At 54.5% G+C, this 13,635-nt stretch carries 24 protein-coding genes; all 24 read right to left on the bottom strand.

What is annotated here, in order from left to right; all coding sequences use genetic code 11:
• Window positions 1-3 precede the first annotated feature (3 nt).
• The 24 genes from rpmD to rpsL all read right to left on the bottom strand — a co-directional run bounded on the left by rpmD (window position 4) and on the right by rpsL (window position 13,531).
• Complete coding sequence (gene rpmD, locus D467_RS0111745) at window positions 4-186, bottom strand: 50S ribosomal protein L30 (protein WP_018917722.1); 183 nt, start codon at window positions 184-186, stop codon at window positions 4-6.
• A 6-nt stretch (window positions 187-192) separates the two neighbouring features.
• Complete coding sequence (gene rpsE / locus D467_RS0111750) at window positions 193-693, bottom strand: 30S ribosomal protein S5 (RefSeq protein ID WP_018917723.1); 501 nt, start codon at window positions 691-693, stop codon at window positions 193-195.
• Between the two features lie 11 nt (window positions 694-704).
• Window positions 705-1,055 (bottom strand): 50S ribosomal protein L18, encoded by a 351-nt coding sequence (rplR, locus tag D467_RS0111755; protein WP_018917724.1) that lies wholly within the window; start codon window positions 1,053-1,055, stop codon window positions 705-707.
• Window positions 1,056-1,064: 9 nt separating this feature from the next.
• Window positions 1,065-1,595 carry a 50S ribosomal protein L6 gene (gene rplF / locus D467_RS0111760; protein ID WP_018917725.1) on the bottom strand — a complete coding sequence of 177 codons (531 nt, stop codon included), beginning with the start codon at window positions 1,593-1,595 and terminating at the stop codon, window positions 1,065-1,067.
• A 9-nt stretch (window positions 1,596-1,604) separates the two neighbouring features.
• Window positions 1,605-1,997 carry a 30S ribosomal protein S8 gene (gene rpsH, locus D467_RS0111765; RefSeq protein WP_018917726.1) on the bottom strand — a complete coding sequence of 131 codons (393 nt, stop codon included), beginning with the start codon at window positions 1,995-1,997 and terminating at the stop codon, window positions 1,605-1,607.
• A 32-nt stretch (window positions 1,998-2,029) separates the two neighbouring features.
• The gene (rpsN, locus tag D467_RS0111770; protein ID WP_018917727.1) at window positions 2,030-2,335 is read right to left on the bottom strand and encodes a 30S ribosomal protein S14; all 306 of its coding nucleotides are present in this window, start codon (window positions 2,333-2,335) and stop codon (window positions 2,030-2,032) included.
• Between the two features lie 10 nt (window positions 2,336-2,345).
• Window positions 2,346-2,885, bottom strand: a complete 540-nt coding sequence (gene rplE, locus D467_RS0111775) for a 50S ribosomal protein L5 (RefSeq protein ID WP_018917728.1) — start codon at window positions 2,883-2,885, stop codon at window positions 2,346-2,348.
• 18 nt (window positions 2,886-2,903) lie between these two features.
• Window positions 2,904-3,218 (bottom strand): 50S ribosomal protein L24, encoded by a 315-nt coding sequence (gene rplX, locus D467_RS0111780; protein WP_018917729.1) that lies wholly within the window; start codon window positions 3,216-3,218, stop codon window positions 2,904-2,906.
• A 14-nt stretch (window positions 3,219-3,232) separates the two neighbouring features.
• A complete protein-coding gene (gene rplN / locus D467_RS0111785) occupies window positions 3,233-3,604 on the bottom strand; it encodes a 50S ribosomal protein L14 (protein WP_009723896.1) in 372 nt (123 codons plus the stop codon).
• Between the two features lie 51 nt (window positions 3,605-3,655).
• Window positions 3,656-3,916, bottom strand: coding sequence for a 30S ribosomal protein S17 (gene rpsQ / locus D467_RS0111790; RefSeq protein WP_009723897.1), 261 nt, complete (start codon window positions 3,914-3,916; stop codon window positions 3,656-3,658).
• Window position 3,917: 1 nt separating this feature from the next.
• The gene (rpmC, locus tag D467_RS0111795) at window positions 3,918-4,109 is read right to left on the bottom strand and encodes a 50S ribosomal protein L29 (RefSeq protein WP_018917730.1); all 192 of its coding nucleotides are present in this window, start codon (window positions 4,107-4,109) and stop codon (window positions 3,918-3,920) included.
• A complete protein-coding gene (rplP, locus tag D467_RS0111800) occupies window positions 4,109-4,522 on the bottom strand; it encodes a 50S ribosomal protein L16 (protein WP_007112000.1) in 414 nt (137 codons plus the stop codon). Before rplP ends, rpmC begins: the two co-directional genes overlap by 1 nt.
• Before the next feature lie 15 nt (window positions 4,523-4,537).
• On the bottom strand, window positions 4,538-5,242 hold the full coding sequence (gene rpsC, locus D467_RS0111805; RefSeq protein WP_018917731.1) for a 30S ribosomal protein S3: 705 nt from the start codon (window positions 5,240-5,242) through the stop codon (window positions 4,538-4,540).
• Window positions 5,243-5,253: 11 nt separating this feature from the next.
• Window positions 5,254-5,586 carry a 50S ribosomal protein L22 gene (gene rplV, locus D467_RS0111810; protein WP_018917732.1) on the bottom strand — a complete coding sequence of 111 codons (333 nt, stop codon included), beginning with the start codon at window positions 5,584-5,586 and terminating at the stop codon, window positions 5,254-5,256.
• 18 nt (window positions 5,587-5,604) lie between these two features.
• Window positions 5,605-5,880, bottom strand: a complete 276-nt coding sequence (rpsS, locus tag D467_RS0111815; RefSeq protein WP_009098993.1) for a 30S ribosomal protein S19 — start codon at window positions 5,878-5,880, stop codon at window positions 5,605-5,607.
• Window positions 5,881-5,913: 33 nt separating this feature from the next.
• On the bottom strand, window positions 5,914-6,744 hold the full coding sequence (gene rplB, locus D467_RS0111820) for a 50S ribosomal protein L2 (protein ID WP_018917733.1): 831 nt from the start codon (window positions 6,742-6,744) through the stop codon (window positions 5,914-5,916).
• Window positions 6,745-6,761: 17 nt separating this feature from the next.
• Window positions 6,762-7,058: a 50S ribosomal protein L23 gene (gene rplW, locus D467_RS0111825; RefSeq protein ID WP_009723902.1), complete on the bottom strand. Its 297-nt coding sequence runs from the start codon at window positions 7,056-7,058 to the stop codon at window positions 6,762-6,764.
• Window positions 7,055-7,660 carry a 50S ribosomal protein L4 gene (rplD, locus tag D467_RS0111830; protein ID WP_018917734.1) on the bottom strand — a complete coding sequence of 202 codons (606 nt, stop codon included), beginning with the start codon at window positions 7,658-7,660 and terminating at the stop codon, window positions 7,055-7,057. The genes rplW and rplD overlap by 4 nt, the downstream gene beginning before the upstream one ends.
• A gap of 15 nt (window positions 7,661-7,675) precedes the next feature.
• Window positions 7,676-8,314 (bottom strand): 50S ribosomal protein L3, encoded by a 639-nt coding sequence (gene rplC, locus D467_RS0111835; protein ID WP_018917735.1) that lies wholly within the window; start codon window positions 8,312-8,314, stop codon window positions 7,676-7,678.
• A gap of 151 nt (window positions 8,315-8,465) precedes the next feature.
• On the bottom strand, window positions 8,466-8,777 hold the full coding sequence (gene rpsJ / locus D467_RS0111840) for a 30S ribosomal protein S10 (RefSeq protein ID WP_007112007.1): 312 nt from the start codon (window positions 8,775-8,777) through the stop codon (window positions 8,466-8,468).
• A 159-nt stretch (window positions 8,778-8,936) separates the two neighbouring features.
• Entirely contained in the window at window positions 8,937-10,130 is a 1,194-nt protein-coding gene (gene tuf / locus D467_RS0111845) for an elongation factor Tu (RefSeq protein WP_018917736.1), read from the bottom strand.
• Window positions 10,131-10,159: 29 nt separating this feature from the next.
• Window positions 10,160-12,283, bottom strand: a complete 2,124-nt coding sequence (gene fusA / locus D467_RS0111850) for an elongation factor G (protein ID WP_018917737.1) — start codon at window positions 12,281-12,283, stop codon at window positions 10,160-10,162.
• A 247-nt stretch (window positions 12,284-12,530) separates the two neighbouring features.
• Window positions 12,531-13,001: a 30S ribosomal protein S7 gene (rpsG, locus tag D467_RS0111855; RefSeq protein WP_018917738.1), complete on the bottom strand. Its 471-nt coding sequence runs from the start codon at window positions 12,999-13,001 to the stop codon at window positions 12,531-12,533.
• A gap of 155 nt (window positions 13,002-13,156) precedes the next feature.
• A complete protein-coding gene (gene rpsL, locus D467_RS0111860) occupies window positions 13,157-13,531 on the bottom strand; it encodes a 30S ribosomal protein S12 (RefSeq protein ID WP_009098973.1) in 375 nt (124 codons plus the stop codon).
• Between the last annotated feature and the right edge of the window lie 104 nt (window positions 13,532-13,635).

The following is a 13,635-nucleotide window of genomic DNA, read 5'->3' on the forward strand; positions in this document are numbered from 1 at the left end:
GGATTACTCTCCCTCAACGCGCACAAGGTAGTTAACCTTGTGGATCATGCCGCGTACGGCAGGGGTGTCTTCCAGTTCAACCGTATGACCGATGCGACGCAGACCCAAGCCCTTCATAGTAGACTTGTGCTTGGGCAAAACGCCGATGGTGCTGCGGATCTGGGTAACCTTGATCGTTGCTGCCATGGTGCCTTACCCCGTGATCGCTTCGACAGACAGACCGCGCTTAGCGGCAATGTCTTCCGGTGCTTGCATGGAAGAGAGACCATTAACAGTCGCTCGAACCACGTTAACCGGGTTGGTGGAACCGTAGCACTTGGCCAGTACATCGTGGACACCAGCAAGCTCTAGTACAGAGCGCATAGCGCCACCGGCGATGATACCGGTACCTTCGGAAGCCGGCTGCATGTAAACCTTGGAAGCGCCGTGACGGGCTTTCACAGGATACTGCAGCGTGCTGCCTGCAAGGTTAACCTTGACCATGTTGCGACGAGCCTGGTCCATTGCTTTCTGGATCGCAACCGGCACTTCACGCGCCTTGCCACGACCGAAACCAACACGACCTTTACCATCACCCACGACGGTCAGTGCGGTGAAGCCGAAAATACGACCACCCTTGACCACCTTGGCGACGCGGTTGACCTGCACTAACTTCTCTTGCAGATCACCGTTTTGCTGTTCGTTCTTCGCCATCGTAAAACCCTTTAGAATTCCAGGCCGCCTTCACGAGCGGCGTCGGCCAGAGCCTTGACGCGACCGTGATACTTAAAGCCAGCACGGTCGAAGGCCACCTGGGTGATGCCTGCTTCTTTAGCGCGTTCGGCAATCAGAGCACCGACCTTAGAGGCCGCTTCTGAGTTGCCGGTCGCACCCTCGCGCAGTGCTTTGTCCAGCGTTGAAGCGCTGGCCAACACTTTGCCACCATCCGGCGAGATAATCTGCGCATAGATGTGACGCGGGGTACGGTTGACGCACAGGCGATACACGCCCAGCTCGCGGATCTTGGCGCGAGCGCGGCGGGCACGACGGAGACGAGATTCTTTCTTCGCGTTCATAACCCTGCCTTACTTCTTCTTGGCTTCTTTGCGACGCACCTGCTCGTCGGCGTACCGAACACCCTTGCCTTTATACGGCTCAGGCGGACGGAAAGCGCGGATTTCCGCGGCGCACTGACCGAGCTTCTGCTTGTCCGCGCTTTTCAGCACGATAACGGTGTTTTTCGGCGTTTCCGCGACAACACCTTCAGGCAGAATGTAATCGACCGGGTGCGAGAAGCCCAGTGAAAGATTGAGCGTCTGGCCCTTAGCTTGGGCACGATAACCGACGCCAACAATTTCGAGAGTCTTTGTGAAACCCTCGGATACGCCCTGTACCAGGTTCTGAACCAAGGCGCGGGTAGTACCGGCCATTGCCCAGCTCTTGGCTGATTCGCTCGGGACGAAGGTCAGCTGGCCGTCTTCTTGACCAATCACCACGTCCTGGTGAATGGGCATAGACAGCGTGCCCTGGCCGCCTTTAGCAGTCAGCTGGCCAGCATCGATTTTAACGTCGACGCCAGCAGGCACTTTAACCGGATATTTCGCTATGCGGGACATTCCAGCCTCCTAGAATACGGTGCAGATGACTTCGCCACCGACGCCAGCTTGGCGTGCGGCACGGTCGGTCATGACACCATTGGAAGTGGTGACAATCGCGATACCCAGACCATCGGCAACCTTAGGCAGGTTGTCCTTGCCTTTGTATTGACGCAAAGACGGCTTGGAAACCCGCTGAATGTGCTCAATAACCGCCTTGCCCTCAAAGTACTTGAGAGTCACGGTAAGCTCAGGTTTAACGCCTTCAGCCACCGTAAAGTCGGTAATGTAGCCTTCTTCCTTTAGCACGCGGGCCACTTCCACTTTCAACTTGGAAGACGGCATGGTAGCCGTCTCCTTGGTGGCCATCTGCGCATTGCGGATACGGGTAAACATATCCGCCAGAGTGTCTTGCATGCTCATTTAATGTGCGCTCCTGATGAATCTACGTGGCGTTACCAACTGGACTTTTTCAGACCAGGAACGTCGCCACGCATGGCGGCTTCACGCAGCTTGTTACGGCCAAGGCCGAACTTGTTGTAAAAACCGTGCGGACGACCCGTGATACGGCAGCGGTTACGCTGACGTACCGGGCTTGAGTCGCGCGGCAGTTGCTGCAGCTTCAGCGTCGCCTCGAAGCGCTCTTCCTCAGACGTATTCACGTTTGAGATGATTGCCTTGAGCTCAGTACGCTTGGCCGCATACTTCTCGACCAGCTGCGTACGCTTGAGCTCACGCTCTATCATACTTTTCTTAGCCATGATCCAACCCTTATTTCTTGAACGGGAAGTTCAGTGCTGCAAGCAGCGCACGACCTTCCTCGTCGGTGTTGGCAGTAGTAGTGATAGTGACGTCCAACCCACGGATACGATCGATTTTATCATACTCGATCTCCGGGAAGATGATCTGCTCACGCACACCCATGGAGTAATTGCCGCGACCATCAAAAGACTTCGGGTTTAGACCACGGAAGTCACGCACACGAGGAATCGCGATGTTTACCAGACGGTCCAGGAAGTCCCACATACGCTCAGCGCGCAGTGTTACTTTGACACCGATAGGCCAACCTTCACGCACCTTGAAGCCCGCGATGGACTTACGTGCTTTGGTCACCAGCGGCTTTTGACCGGAGAGTTTCTCCAGGTCGCCGACGGCATTATCGATCAGCTTTTTATCACTAACCGCTTCGCCGATACCCATGTTCAGAGTCACTTTAGTGACCCGGGGTACCTGCATAACGTTGGCGTAGCTGAACTGCTCTTTGAGTTGAGCTACCACCTCGTTTTGATAACGTTCTTTCAAGTTCGCCATTTTGCTACCCGACTCGCGTTAGGCGTCGATCTGCGTCTGCGTCGACTTGTAGATACGTACCTTGGTACCGTCTTCCTTAACTTGGAAGCCGACGCGATCCGCCTTACCGGTCTCCGAATTGAAGATGGCTACGTTGGACGCGTGAATCGGAGCCTCACGCTCGACGATACCGCCCTGATTTCCCGCCATGGGATTCGGCTTGGTGTGACGTTTAATCATGTTCACACCGGACACCACGAAGCGGCTTTCTAATACCCGCTTAACAGTGCCACGCTTGCCTTTATCCTTCCCGGCGATGACGATGACTTCATCGTCACGTTTGATCTTTTGCATATCCGCCTCGCTCCTTACAGCACTTCAGGCGCTAGGGAAATGATCTTCATGAACTTCTCATTACGAAGCTCACGAGTAACCGGCCCGAAGATGCGCGTGCCGATCGGCTGTTCGTTGGTGTTATTCAACAAAACCGCCGCATTTCCATCGAAACGGATCAGCGAACCGTCACTACGACGGACGCCACTACGGGTGCGAACTACTACCGCTTTTAGCACTTGGCCTTTTTTGACCTTGCCACGCGGAATAGCTTCCTTCACCGTTACCTTAATGACGTCACCAACACGGGCGTAGCGACGGTGTGAACCGCCTAGCACCTTGATGCATTGCACCCGGCGCGCTCCGCTGTTGTCGGCGACATCCAGCATTGTCTGAGTCTGAATCATCGGTTTTCTCCAAACCTAATCTGACTGCACTGGTTGGACAAGCTAAGGGAATTAACCCTTGGCTTGCTCGACCACCTCGACCAGCGTCCAAGCTTTCTTCTTGGAAAGCGGACGGCACTCCTGAATGGAAACCGTATCGCCTGCCTTAGCCTGGTTCGCCTCATCATGGGCGTGCAGCTTGGTGGAGCGCTTAACGTATTTTCCGTAGATCGGGTGACGCTCACGACGCTCGATCATAACGACGATGGATTTATCCATCTTGTCGCTCACCACCTTGCCGGTGAGCGTACGGGTTTTTTTCTCTTCGGCCATCTCAATCACCTGCCTTCTCGTTGAGCATAGTCTTAACGCGGGCGATATCCCGACGGACCTGCTTGAGCAGATGAGTCTGGCTCAGTTGGCCAGTGGCCTTCTGCATGCGCAGGTTAAACTGCTCGCGGAGTAGCTCGAGGAGCTGCTCTTTGAGCTCTCCTGCGGACTTTTCACGAATTTCCTGTGCTTTCATCACATCACCGTCCGTTTCGCAAAGGTGGTGGACAAGGGCATCTTCTGTGCGGCCAGCTCAAATGCTTCACGGGCCAGCTCTTCGGATACACCTTCAATTTCGTACAGGACCCGACCCGGTTGGATCTGGGCTACCCAGTACTCAACAGAACCTTTACCTTTACCCATACGAACTTCGAGCGGCTTCTTGGAAATCGGCTTGTCAGGGAAAACGCGGATCCAGATTTTACCGCCACGCTTAACGTGACGTGTGATCGCACGACGGCCGGCTTCGATCTGACGCGCAGTGATGCGGCCGCGACCGGTAGCTTTCAGACCGTATTCCCCGAAGCTGATCTTGCTTCCGCGATGCGCCAGGCCACGGTTGCGGCCTTTCATCATCTTGCGGAATTTCATACGCTTGGGCTGTAACATCGACTCGCTCTCCCCTTACCTGGAACCTTTCTTCTTGGGCGCGTTGCCGGCAGGCTGTTGTTGCTTAGCCTTGGCACGTACTTCCTCGATACCACCGAGGATTTCGCCCTTGAAGATCCACACTTTAACGCCGATGACGCCATAGGTGGTGTGAGCTTCGTAAGTGGCGTAGTCAATATCCGCACGCAGAGTGTGCAACGGAACACGACCTTCGCGGTACCATTCGGTACGTGCGATTTCGGCACCACCAAGACGACCTGACAGCTGAATCTTGATACCGCCAGCGCCAAGACGCATTGCGTTCTGTACCGCGCGCTTCATGGCACGACGGAACATTACGCGACGCTCAAGCTGACCCGCTACGTTAGCAGCGACTAGCTTGGCATCCAGCTCCGGCTTGCGAACTTCTTCAATGTTCACATGAACCGGGACACCCATCATCTCGGTGAGATCGCGACGCAGACGGTCGACATCTTCACCCTTTTTACCAATCACGATACCCGGACGGGCAGTGTGAATGGTGATGCGAGCATTGTTAGCCGGACGCTCGATGTGAATGCGGCTTACGGAGGCGTTTTTAAGACGCTCTTCCAGGAAGCTGCGCACTTCGAGATCGTTATTGAGCTTATCGGCATAGGCGCCGCGCTCGGCATACCAGACAGAAGCATGGTCTTTGACGATGCCCAGTCGAATGCCTGTTGGATTGACTTTCTGACCCATCTGGTCGACTCCTACTTCTCGGCTACCTTGACGGTGATGTGGCAGGTGCGCTTCAAGATACGATCCGCACGGCCTTTGGCGCGCGGCTTGATACGCTTGAGCGTCATGCCCTCATCGACGCAGATGGTCGAGACACGCAGCTCGTCGATGTCCATGCCGTTGTTTTCTTCCGCATTCGCGATGGCGGACTGAAGCACTTTCTTAACCAGCTTGGCAGCCTTCTTCGGTGAGAAGGTCAGCAGGTCAATAGCTTCGGCGACCGGTTTACCGCGCACCTGGTCAGCCACCAAACGGGCCTTCTGGGCGGATAAACGAGCGCCACGCAGCTTAGCTGTGACTTCCATCTCTCAATCCTCTCTGGCTTACCGTTTGGCTTTCTTGTCCGCAGCATGCCCGCGATATGTGCGAGTAGCAGCGAATTCGCCAAGTTTATGACCCACCATTTCCTCGGAGACATGCACCGGGACATGCTGGCGTCCGTTATGGACCGCAATAGTCAGACCTACCATGTTGGGTAGGATCATCGAACGACGCGACCAAGTCTTGATTGGTTTGCGATCGTTCTTCTCCACTGCAGCCTCTACCTTCTTCAAAAGATGAAGGTCAATGAAGGGACCTTTCTTTAGTGAACGTGGCACAGCCGTTACCTCTTAAGTTCTTGGCAATTTCGATTAACGCGTCTTGTTACGACGACGGATAATCAGCTTGTCGGTGCGCTTGTTCTTACGCGTCTTGTGACCCTTAGTCGGTACGCCCCACGGGGATACCGGGTGACGACCACCGCTGGTGCGGCCTTCACCACCACCGTGCGGGTGATCCACCGGGTTCATCGCGACACCACGAACAGTCGGGCGCACGCCTCTCCAGCGCTTCGCACCGGCCTTGCCAAGTTGACGCAGGCTGTGCTCGGAGTTGCTCACTTCACCCAAGGTTGCGCGGCACTCAGCCAGGATCTTACGCATTTCGCCAGAGCGAAGACGTAAAGTGGCGTAGTTACCTTCACGAGCAACCAGCTGGGCGCTAGTACCGGCACTGCGAGCAATCTGCGCGCCTTTACCCGGCTTCAGTTCGATACCGTGAACGGTAGAACCGAGCGGGATGTTGCGCAGCGGCAAAGCATTGCCTTTCTTGATGGGCGCGTTTACACCAGATTCCAGCACGTCACCCGCGCTGACACCTTTCGGTGCAATGATGTAACGACGCTCGCCATCTGCATATTTCAGTAAAGCAATATGCGCACTACGGTTGGGATCGTGTTCCAGACGCTCAACGGTGGCTGGAATGCCATCCTTGGTGCGCTTGAAGTCGATCAAACGGTAGTGTTGACGATGACCACCGCCCACGTGGCGGGTGGTGATGCGACCGTAGTTATTACGTCCACCGGACTTGGACTGTTTTTCCAAAAGCGGTGCATAAGCACGGCCTTTGTACAGTTCCTCACCAACGATCTTAACGACGTGGCGACGACCGGCGGATGTGGGTTTGGTCTTGACGATTGCCATTATCCGTACTCCTGCCCTTATTCGGCGCCAGAGAAGTCTTCGAGCGTTTCGCCCGCAGCCAGGGTCACATACGCTTTGCGGTAACCCTTACGCAGACCAACGCCGTGTGCAGTACGTTTGGTTTTACCCTTCACGTTCAGCACTTGAACGCTGCCGACCTTCTTGCCGAACAGTGCTTCAACGGCTTTCTTGATCTCGGGCTTGGTAGCATCAGACGCCACCTTGAAAACGTACTGGTTGCGCTCTGCAGCCATCGCGGCCTTTTCGGTCACGTGCGGTCCAAGCAGAACCTTGAATACGCGTTCCTGGTTCATGCCAGCTTCTCCTCGAATTTACGCAGGGCGGAGACGGTAACCAGGACCTTATCAAAGGCAACCAGGCTAACCGGGTCAGCTGCCGCGACATCCACCACGTCAACGTGGGGAAGGTTGCGTGCGGCTAGATAGAGCGTTTCATCAAGTTCTTCAGTGATGATCAACACTTTTTCAAGGTTGAGCTCTTTCAGCTTGGCAGCTACCTGCTTGGTCTTGGGCGCTTCGACGCTGAACTCTTCAATAGCGACTAAACGCTCTTGACGTACCAGCTCAGACAAGATGGAGCGCATCGCCGCGCGGTACATTTTGCGGTTAACCTTCTGGGTGTAGTCTTGCGGACGTGCCGCGAAGGTTACGCCGCCACTGCGCCACAGCGGAGAACGGATGGTGCCGGCACGTGCACGACCGGTACCTTTCTGACGCCACGGTTTTTTACCACCACCGCGAACATCGGAACGGCTCTTTTGAGCGCGAGTACCTTGACGGCCACCAGCCAAATAGGCGGTAACAACCTGGTGAACTAGCGCTTCGTTGAATTCTTTGCCAAAAGTGGCGTCGGCTACTTCAACGGTACCCGTGCCTGCAGCAAGATTCAGATTCATTGGTAATTATCCCCTTCAGCCAGCTTTCACGGCGCTGCGAACGATAACGTCGCTGCCGGGTGCTCCCGGTACGGCGCCCTTGATCAGCAGCAGGTTACGCTCGGCGTCAACACGGACGATCTCAAGGCTCTGTACGGTGCAGCGGGTGTTACCCATCTGACCGGCCATTTTTTTGCCTTTAAATACGCGACCTGGTGTTTGACACATGCCGATAGAACCCGGTGCGCGATGCGACAGGGAGTTACCGTGGCTGTTGTCTTGGGTACGGAAGTTCCAGCGCTTAACAGCACCCTGGAAGCCTTTACCCTTAGAGGTGCCGGTCACGTCGATCATTTGACCAGCTTCAAAGAGGGATACGGTGATTTCGCCACCCACTTCAGGAGCTTCCTCACCTTCTGCAAGGCGGAATTCCATCAGCGAACGACCAGCCTCAACGCCCGCCTTGGCAAATTGACCTGCCTGGGCTTTGGTGAGGTGTTTGGCTTTACGAGAACCTGTAGTGACCTGAACCGCTGCGTAACCGTCAGACTCGACAGTCTTAACGCGTGTAACACGGTTAGGATCAACTTCAATAACGGTTACGGGCACGGATGCGCCATCTTCGGTAAAGACACGGGTCATCCCGGCCTTTTTACCGACTAAACCGATAGTCATACTCAGTCTCCTATAGTGTACGGGGCTATCACCCGCTATGGCTGCCCTTTCCAGAGCATTCCACTAGCACATTGTATGGCGCCTCACGGCGCGGCGGCTGCTGTTCATGCGATAAAAGTGATGAACGCTGGGCCGCAAGTGTCTAGTGTAATTAGTTGAGCTTGATTTGCACGTCTACGCCAGCAGCGAGATCGAGCTTCATCAGCGCGTCAACAGTTTTCTCAGTTGGCTCAACGATGTCGAGCACACGCTTGTGCGTGCGAATCTCATACTGGTCACGCGCGTCTTTGTTGACGTGCGGTGAAATCAGAATGGTATAGCGCTCGCGGTTGGTCGGCAGCGGAATCGGTCCACGAACCTGAGCACCAGTACGCTTAGCGGTTTCAACAATCTCCGCTGTGGACTGATCGATCAGGCGATGGTCGAAAGCTTTCAACCGAATGCGAATCTTTTGGTTCTGCATTTGCCCTAAACTCCAATGGATGTCGACGGCGCGAGCCGTCTACCCACGCATTCAAAGGATGCGCATTATAGGCACGCCAAAAGCCCATGTCAAACATTTGCTATTGGTGCGCAGAAAAGGGGGCTCGCGAGAGCCCCCTTCATCGATCAAGTAAAATGATTACTGAACGATTTTTGCCACAACGCCAGCACCAACGGTACGACCACCTTCGCGAATTGCGAAGCGCAGACCATCGTCCATAGCGATCGGAGCAATCAGAGTAACAACCATCTGAACGTTGTCACCCGGCATTACCATTTCAACACCTTCCGGCAGTTCACAAGTACCAGTTACGTCAGTGGTACGGAAGTAGAACTGCGGACGGTAGCCCTTGAAGAAAGGCGTATGACGACCACCTTCTTCTTTGGACAGTACGTAAACTTCTGCTTCGAAGGTAGTGTGCGGCTTGATGGTGCCCGGCTTGGCCAGAACCTGACCACGCTCAACGTCATCACGCTTAGTACCACGTAGCAGGGCGCCAACGTTCTCACCAGCACGACCTTCGTCGAGCAGTTTACGGAACATTTCAACACCGGTAACGATGGTTTTAGAAGTATCGCGAATACCTACGATTTCTACTTCTTCACCAGCTTTAACGATACCGCGCTCTACACGACCGGTAACAACAGTACCACGGCCAGAGATAGAGAATACGTCTTCGATCGGCATCAGGAACGGCTGGTCGATAGCACGCTCCGGCTCAGGGATGTACTCATCCAGAGCTTTGATCAGATTAGCAACGGCGGTAGTACCCATGCCGTTCTCATCTTCACCGTTCAGAGCCATCAGCGCAGAACCAGTGATGATCGGCGTGTCGTCACCCGGGAAGTCGTACTGGTCGAGGAGTTCGCGAACTTCCATCTCTACCAGTTCGAGAAGCTCTTCGTCATCAACCATGTCCGCTTTGTTCAGGAACACAACGATGAACGGAACGCCTACCTGGCGAGACAGCAGGATGTGCTCGCGAGTCTGCGGCATCGGGCCGTCAGCGGCAGAACATACCAGGATCGCGCCGTCCATCTGCGCAGCACCGGTGATCATGTTCTTGACGTAGTCAGCGTGTCCTGGGCAGTCAACGTGTGCGTAGTGACGCTCTTCAGACTGGTACTCAACGTGCGAAGTCGCGATGGTGATACCACGCTCACGCTCTTCAGGAGCGTTATCGATAGTATCAAATTCACGCCAGTCGCCGCCGAAAACTTCAGCAGACACGCGGGTCAGGGCCGCAGTCAGGGTCGTTTTACCGTGGTCGACGTGACCGATGGTGCCGACGTTGACGTGCGGTTTGGAACGTTCGAATTTTTCCTTAGCCACTGCTATAACCTCTTTACGTTAGCTAACGGTTAACCGTTTTGATTGATGACGGCTTCAACGACGCTGGAGGGCGCCTCGTCGTACTTCGAGAACTCCATAGAGTAGCTCGCACGGCCCTGGGTTTGTGAGCGCAGGTCGGTTGCATAACCGAACATCTCACCCAGCGGCACCGTTGCACGAATGACTTTACCAGCAGAAGAGTCATCCATGCCCTGCACCAGACCGCGACGACGGCTCAGGTCGCCCATGACGTCACCCATAAATTCTTCGGGAGTCACGATTTCGACCTTCATCACCGGCTCCAGCAGCACGGCCTTGGCCTTCCTGGCACCTTCCTTCACTGCCATAGAAGAAGCAATCTTGAACGCAGTCTCGTTAGAGTCTACGTCATGGAAAGAGCCATCGAACAGCGACACTTTAACGTCGATCATCGGGTAACCCGCGATGACACCGTTTTTAAGCTGCTCGTAAGCACCTTTCTCAACCGCGGGGACGTATTCCTTGGGAACCGTACCACCTACGATCTCAGAGTTGAATTTGAAGAAAATCTCAGCTTCGCCTTCACCCTTCTCTTCAGCAGTCAGCGGCTCGATACGTAGCCAAACGTGACCGTACTGACCACGACCACCAGACTGACGTACAAACTTACCTTCCTGCTCAACGCTGCCACGAATAGTTTCGCGGTACGCTACCTGCGGCTTACCGATATTAGCCTCAACCTTGAACTCGCGACGCATACGGTCAACGATGATGTCCAGGTGAAGCTCGCCCATACCAGAAATAATGGTCTGGCCGGTTTCTTCGTCGGTTTTAACCTGGAATGAAGGATCTTCCTGAGCCAGCTTGCCCAGTGCAATACCCATTTTTTCCTGGTCAGCCTTAGACTTCGGCTCAACGGCTACAGAGATAACCGGATCCGGGAACTCCATGCGCTCGAGAACAATCTTGTTATCGATATCGCACAGAGTGTCACCTGTGGTGACGTCTTTCAGGCCGATACATGCTGCAATATCGCCTGCCAGGATCTCTTTAATCTCTTCACGCGAGTTGGCGTGCATCTGAACGATACGACCAACGCGCTCTTTCTTCTGCTTAACGGAGTTATATACACCGTCACCAGACTTCAGAACACCCGAGTAGACGCGGATAAAGGTCAGCGTACCAACGAAGGGGTCGGTCGCGATCTTGAATGCCAACGCCGCAAACGGTGCGCTATCATCGGCTACACGAGTAGCGATGGTGCCGTCTTTATCGTCCAGCTCACCTTCGATCGCCTTAACTTCAGTCGGCGAAGGCATGTATTCGATAATGCCGTCCAGTACTGCCTGAACGCCTTTGTTCTTAAAGGCAGAACCACAGGTAACCAGAACGATATCGTTAGCCAGAGTACGTGCACGAAGGCCAGCCTTGATCTCTTCGATCGAAAGCTCACCACCCTCCAGGTACTTCTCCATCAGCTCATCAGAGCCTTCGGCAGCGGCTTCAACCATTTGCTCGCGATATTTCTCGGCAGTTTCTTGCAGCTCAGCCGGAATATCCACAAGCTCAAAATTCATACCCAGGCTCGCCTCATCCCACAGGATAGCCTTCATCTGAATCAGGTCGACAACACCTTTAAAGTCTTCTTCCGTACCCCAGTTAATCTGGATCGGCACGGCATTCGCACCCAGACGCTCTTTCAACTGGTCAACAACCATGAAGAAATCAGCGCCGGTACGGTCCATCTTGTTGACGAAGACCATACGCGGTACTTCGTACTTGTTGGCCTGACGCCATACGGTTTCGGTCTGCGGCTGAACGCCGGAAGAACCGCACAGTACAACGACCGCGCCATCAAGAACACGCAGTGAACGCTCAACTTCGATAGTGAAGTCAACGTGCCCAGGTGTATCGATGATGTTGATGCGGTGCTCGTCGAACTGCTTGGCCATACCCTGCCAGAAAGTAGTTACAGCAGCTGAGGTGATAGTAATACCACGCTCCTGCTCCTGCTCCATCCAGTCAGTCGTCGCCGCACCGTCGTGCACTTCGCCCACTTTGTGGGAAAGGCCGGTGTAGAACAGTACACGCTCGGTCGTCGTGGTTTTACCCGCGTCGACGTGCGCTACGATACCAATATTGCGATAACGCTTAAGTGGTGTCTTGCGTGCCACGGTGAAACTCCCGTTAGTTGGCGATGCTCGTTAATTTAGCAGCGGCAAAAGTGAGCCTTACGCTACCGCCGCTATCACAGAATGATAACGGCGGGGTGTTGCAACAAAGCGACTCGACTTACCACTTTCAATGACGCCCTGCTGAAACAACGTGCATATATAAACGCGAACTCTACAAACACTGCGCTTACAAACGCCGTACGTCGAAACGTCTTTCTTAAAAGCGACGCTCTTAGAAACGACGCTTTTAGAAACGATAGTGCGAGAAAGCTTTGTTGGCTTCGGCCATACGATGCACGTCTTCGCGCTTCTTAACGGCTGAACCTTTACCTTCTGCGGCATCCAGCATTTCGCCTGCCAGACGCTGAACCATCGTTTTCTCACCGCGACGACGCGCCGCGTCTACCAGCCAGCGCATAGCCAGCGCTTGACGACGAGACGGACGAACTTCAACCGGCACCTGATAAGTTGCACCACCAACGCGGCGCGACTTCACTTCGACCATCGGCTGGATGGTTTCCAGCGCCTTGTCGAAGATTTCCAGCGGCTCTTCACTACTACGCTCGGCAACCTTGTCCAACGCACCATAAACGATGCGCTCAGCTATGGACTTCTTGCCGCTGACCATCAGGTGGTTCATGAACTTCGCCAGACGCTCACTTCCGAACTTGGGATCCGGCAGGATTTCGCGCTTAGCTACAACTCTTCTTCTAGGCATGATAAGCCCTCAATTAAGGATCCTTCAGGTAAACCCGGGACTCGCACTAGGCGTTTAACACCCTGCATTGCCCGACCTTACTCTTATCAGACCGTCATATTCATATTGAACATTACGTTGCTTACGCTGCAAACGCAGCGTGACGGCAAGCAGTCTTAAGACTTCGGACGCTTAGTACCGTACTTAGAACGACCCTGCTTACGGTTCTGTACGCCAGACGTATCAAGGGCGCCACGAACGGTGTGATAACGCACACCTGGCAAATCCTTTACACGACCGCCGCGAATCAGAACAACAGAGTGCTCTTGCAGGTTGTGACCTTCACCACCGATGTAAGAAGAAACTTCGAAACCGTTGGTCAGGCGCACACGGCAAACCTTACGCAGGGCCGAGTTAGGCTTCTTAGGGGTAGTGGTGTATACACGCGTACATACGCCGCGTTTTTGCGGACAGGCCTGCAGCGCGGGCACGTCACTTTTAGTAACGGGGCGCTTGCGCGGCTTGCGCACTAGCTGATTAATCGTTGCCATGGTGTTTAGCTGACTCCAATGGTTGCCTAGCCTTCAACAAATACGGGCAGCGGATGCGGGCGCACCCACCCCACTGTTAAAGGCTGCGCATTCTAAAGGCTGAT

Source organism: Vreelandella zhanjiangensis DSM 21076 (assembly GCF_000377665.1).
In the GTDB taxonomy this organism is placed as follows: domain Bacteria; phylum Pseudomonadota; class Gammaproteobacteria; order Pseudomonadales; family Halomonadaceae; genus Vreelandella; species Vreelandella zhanjiangensis.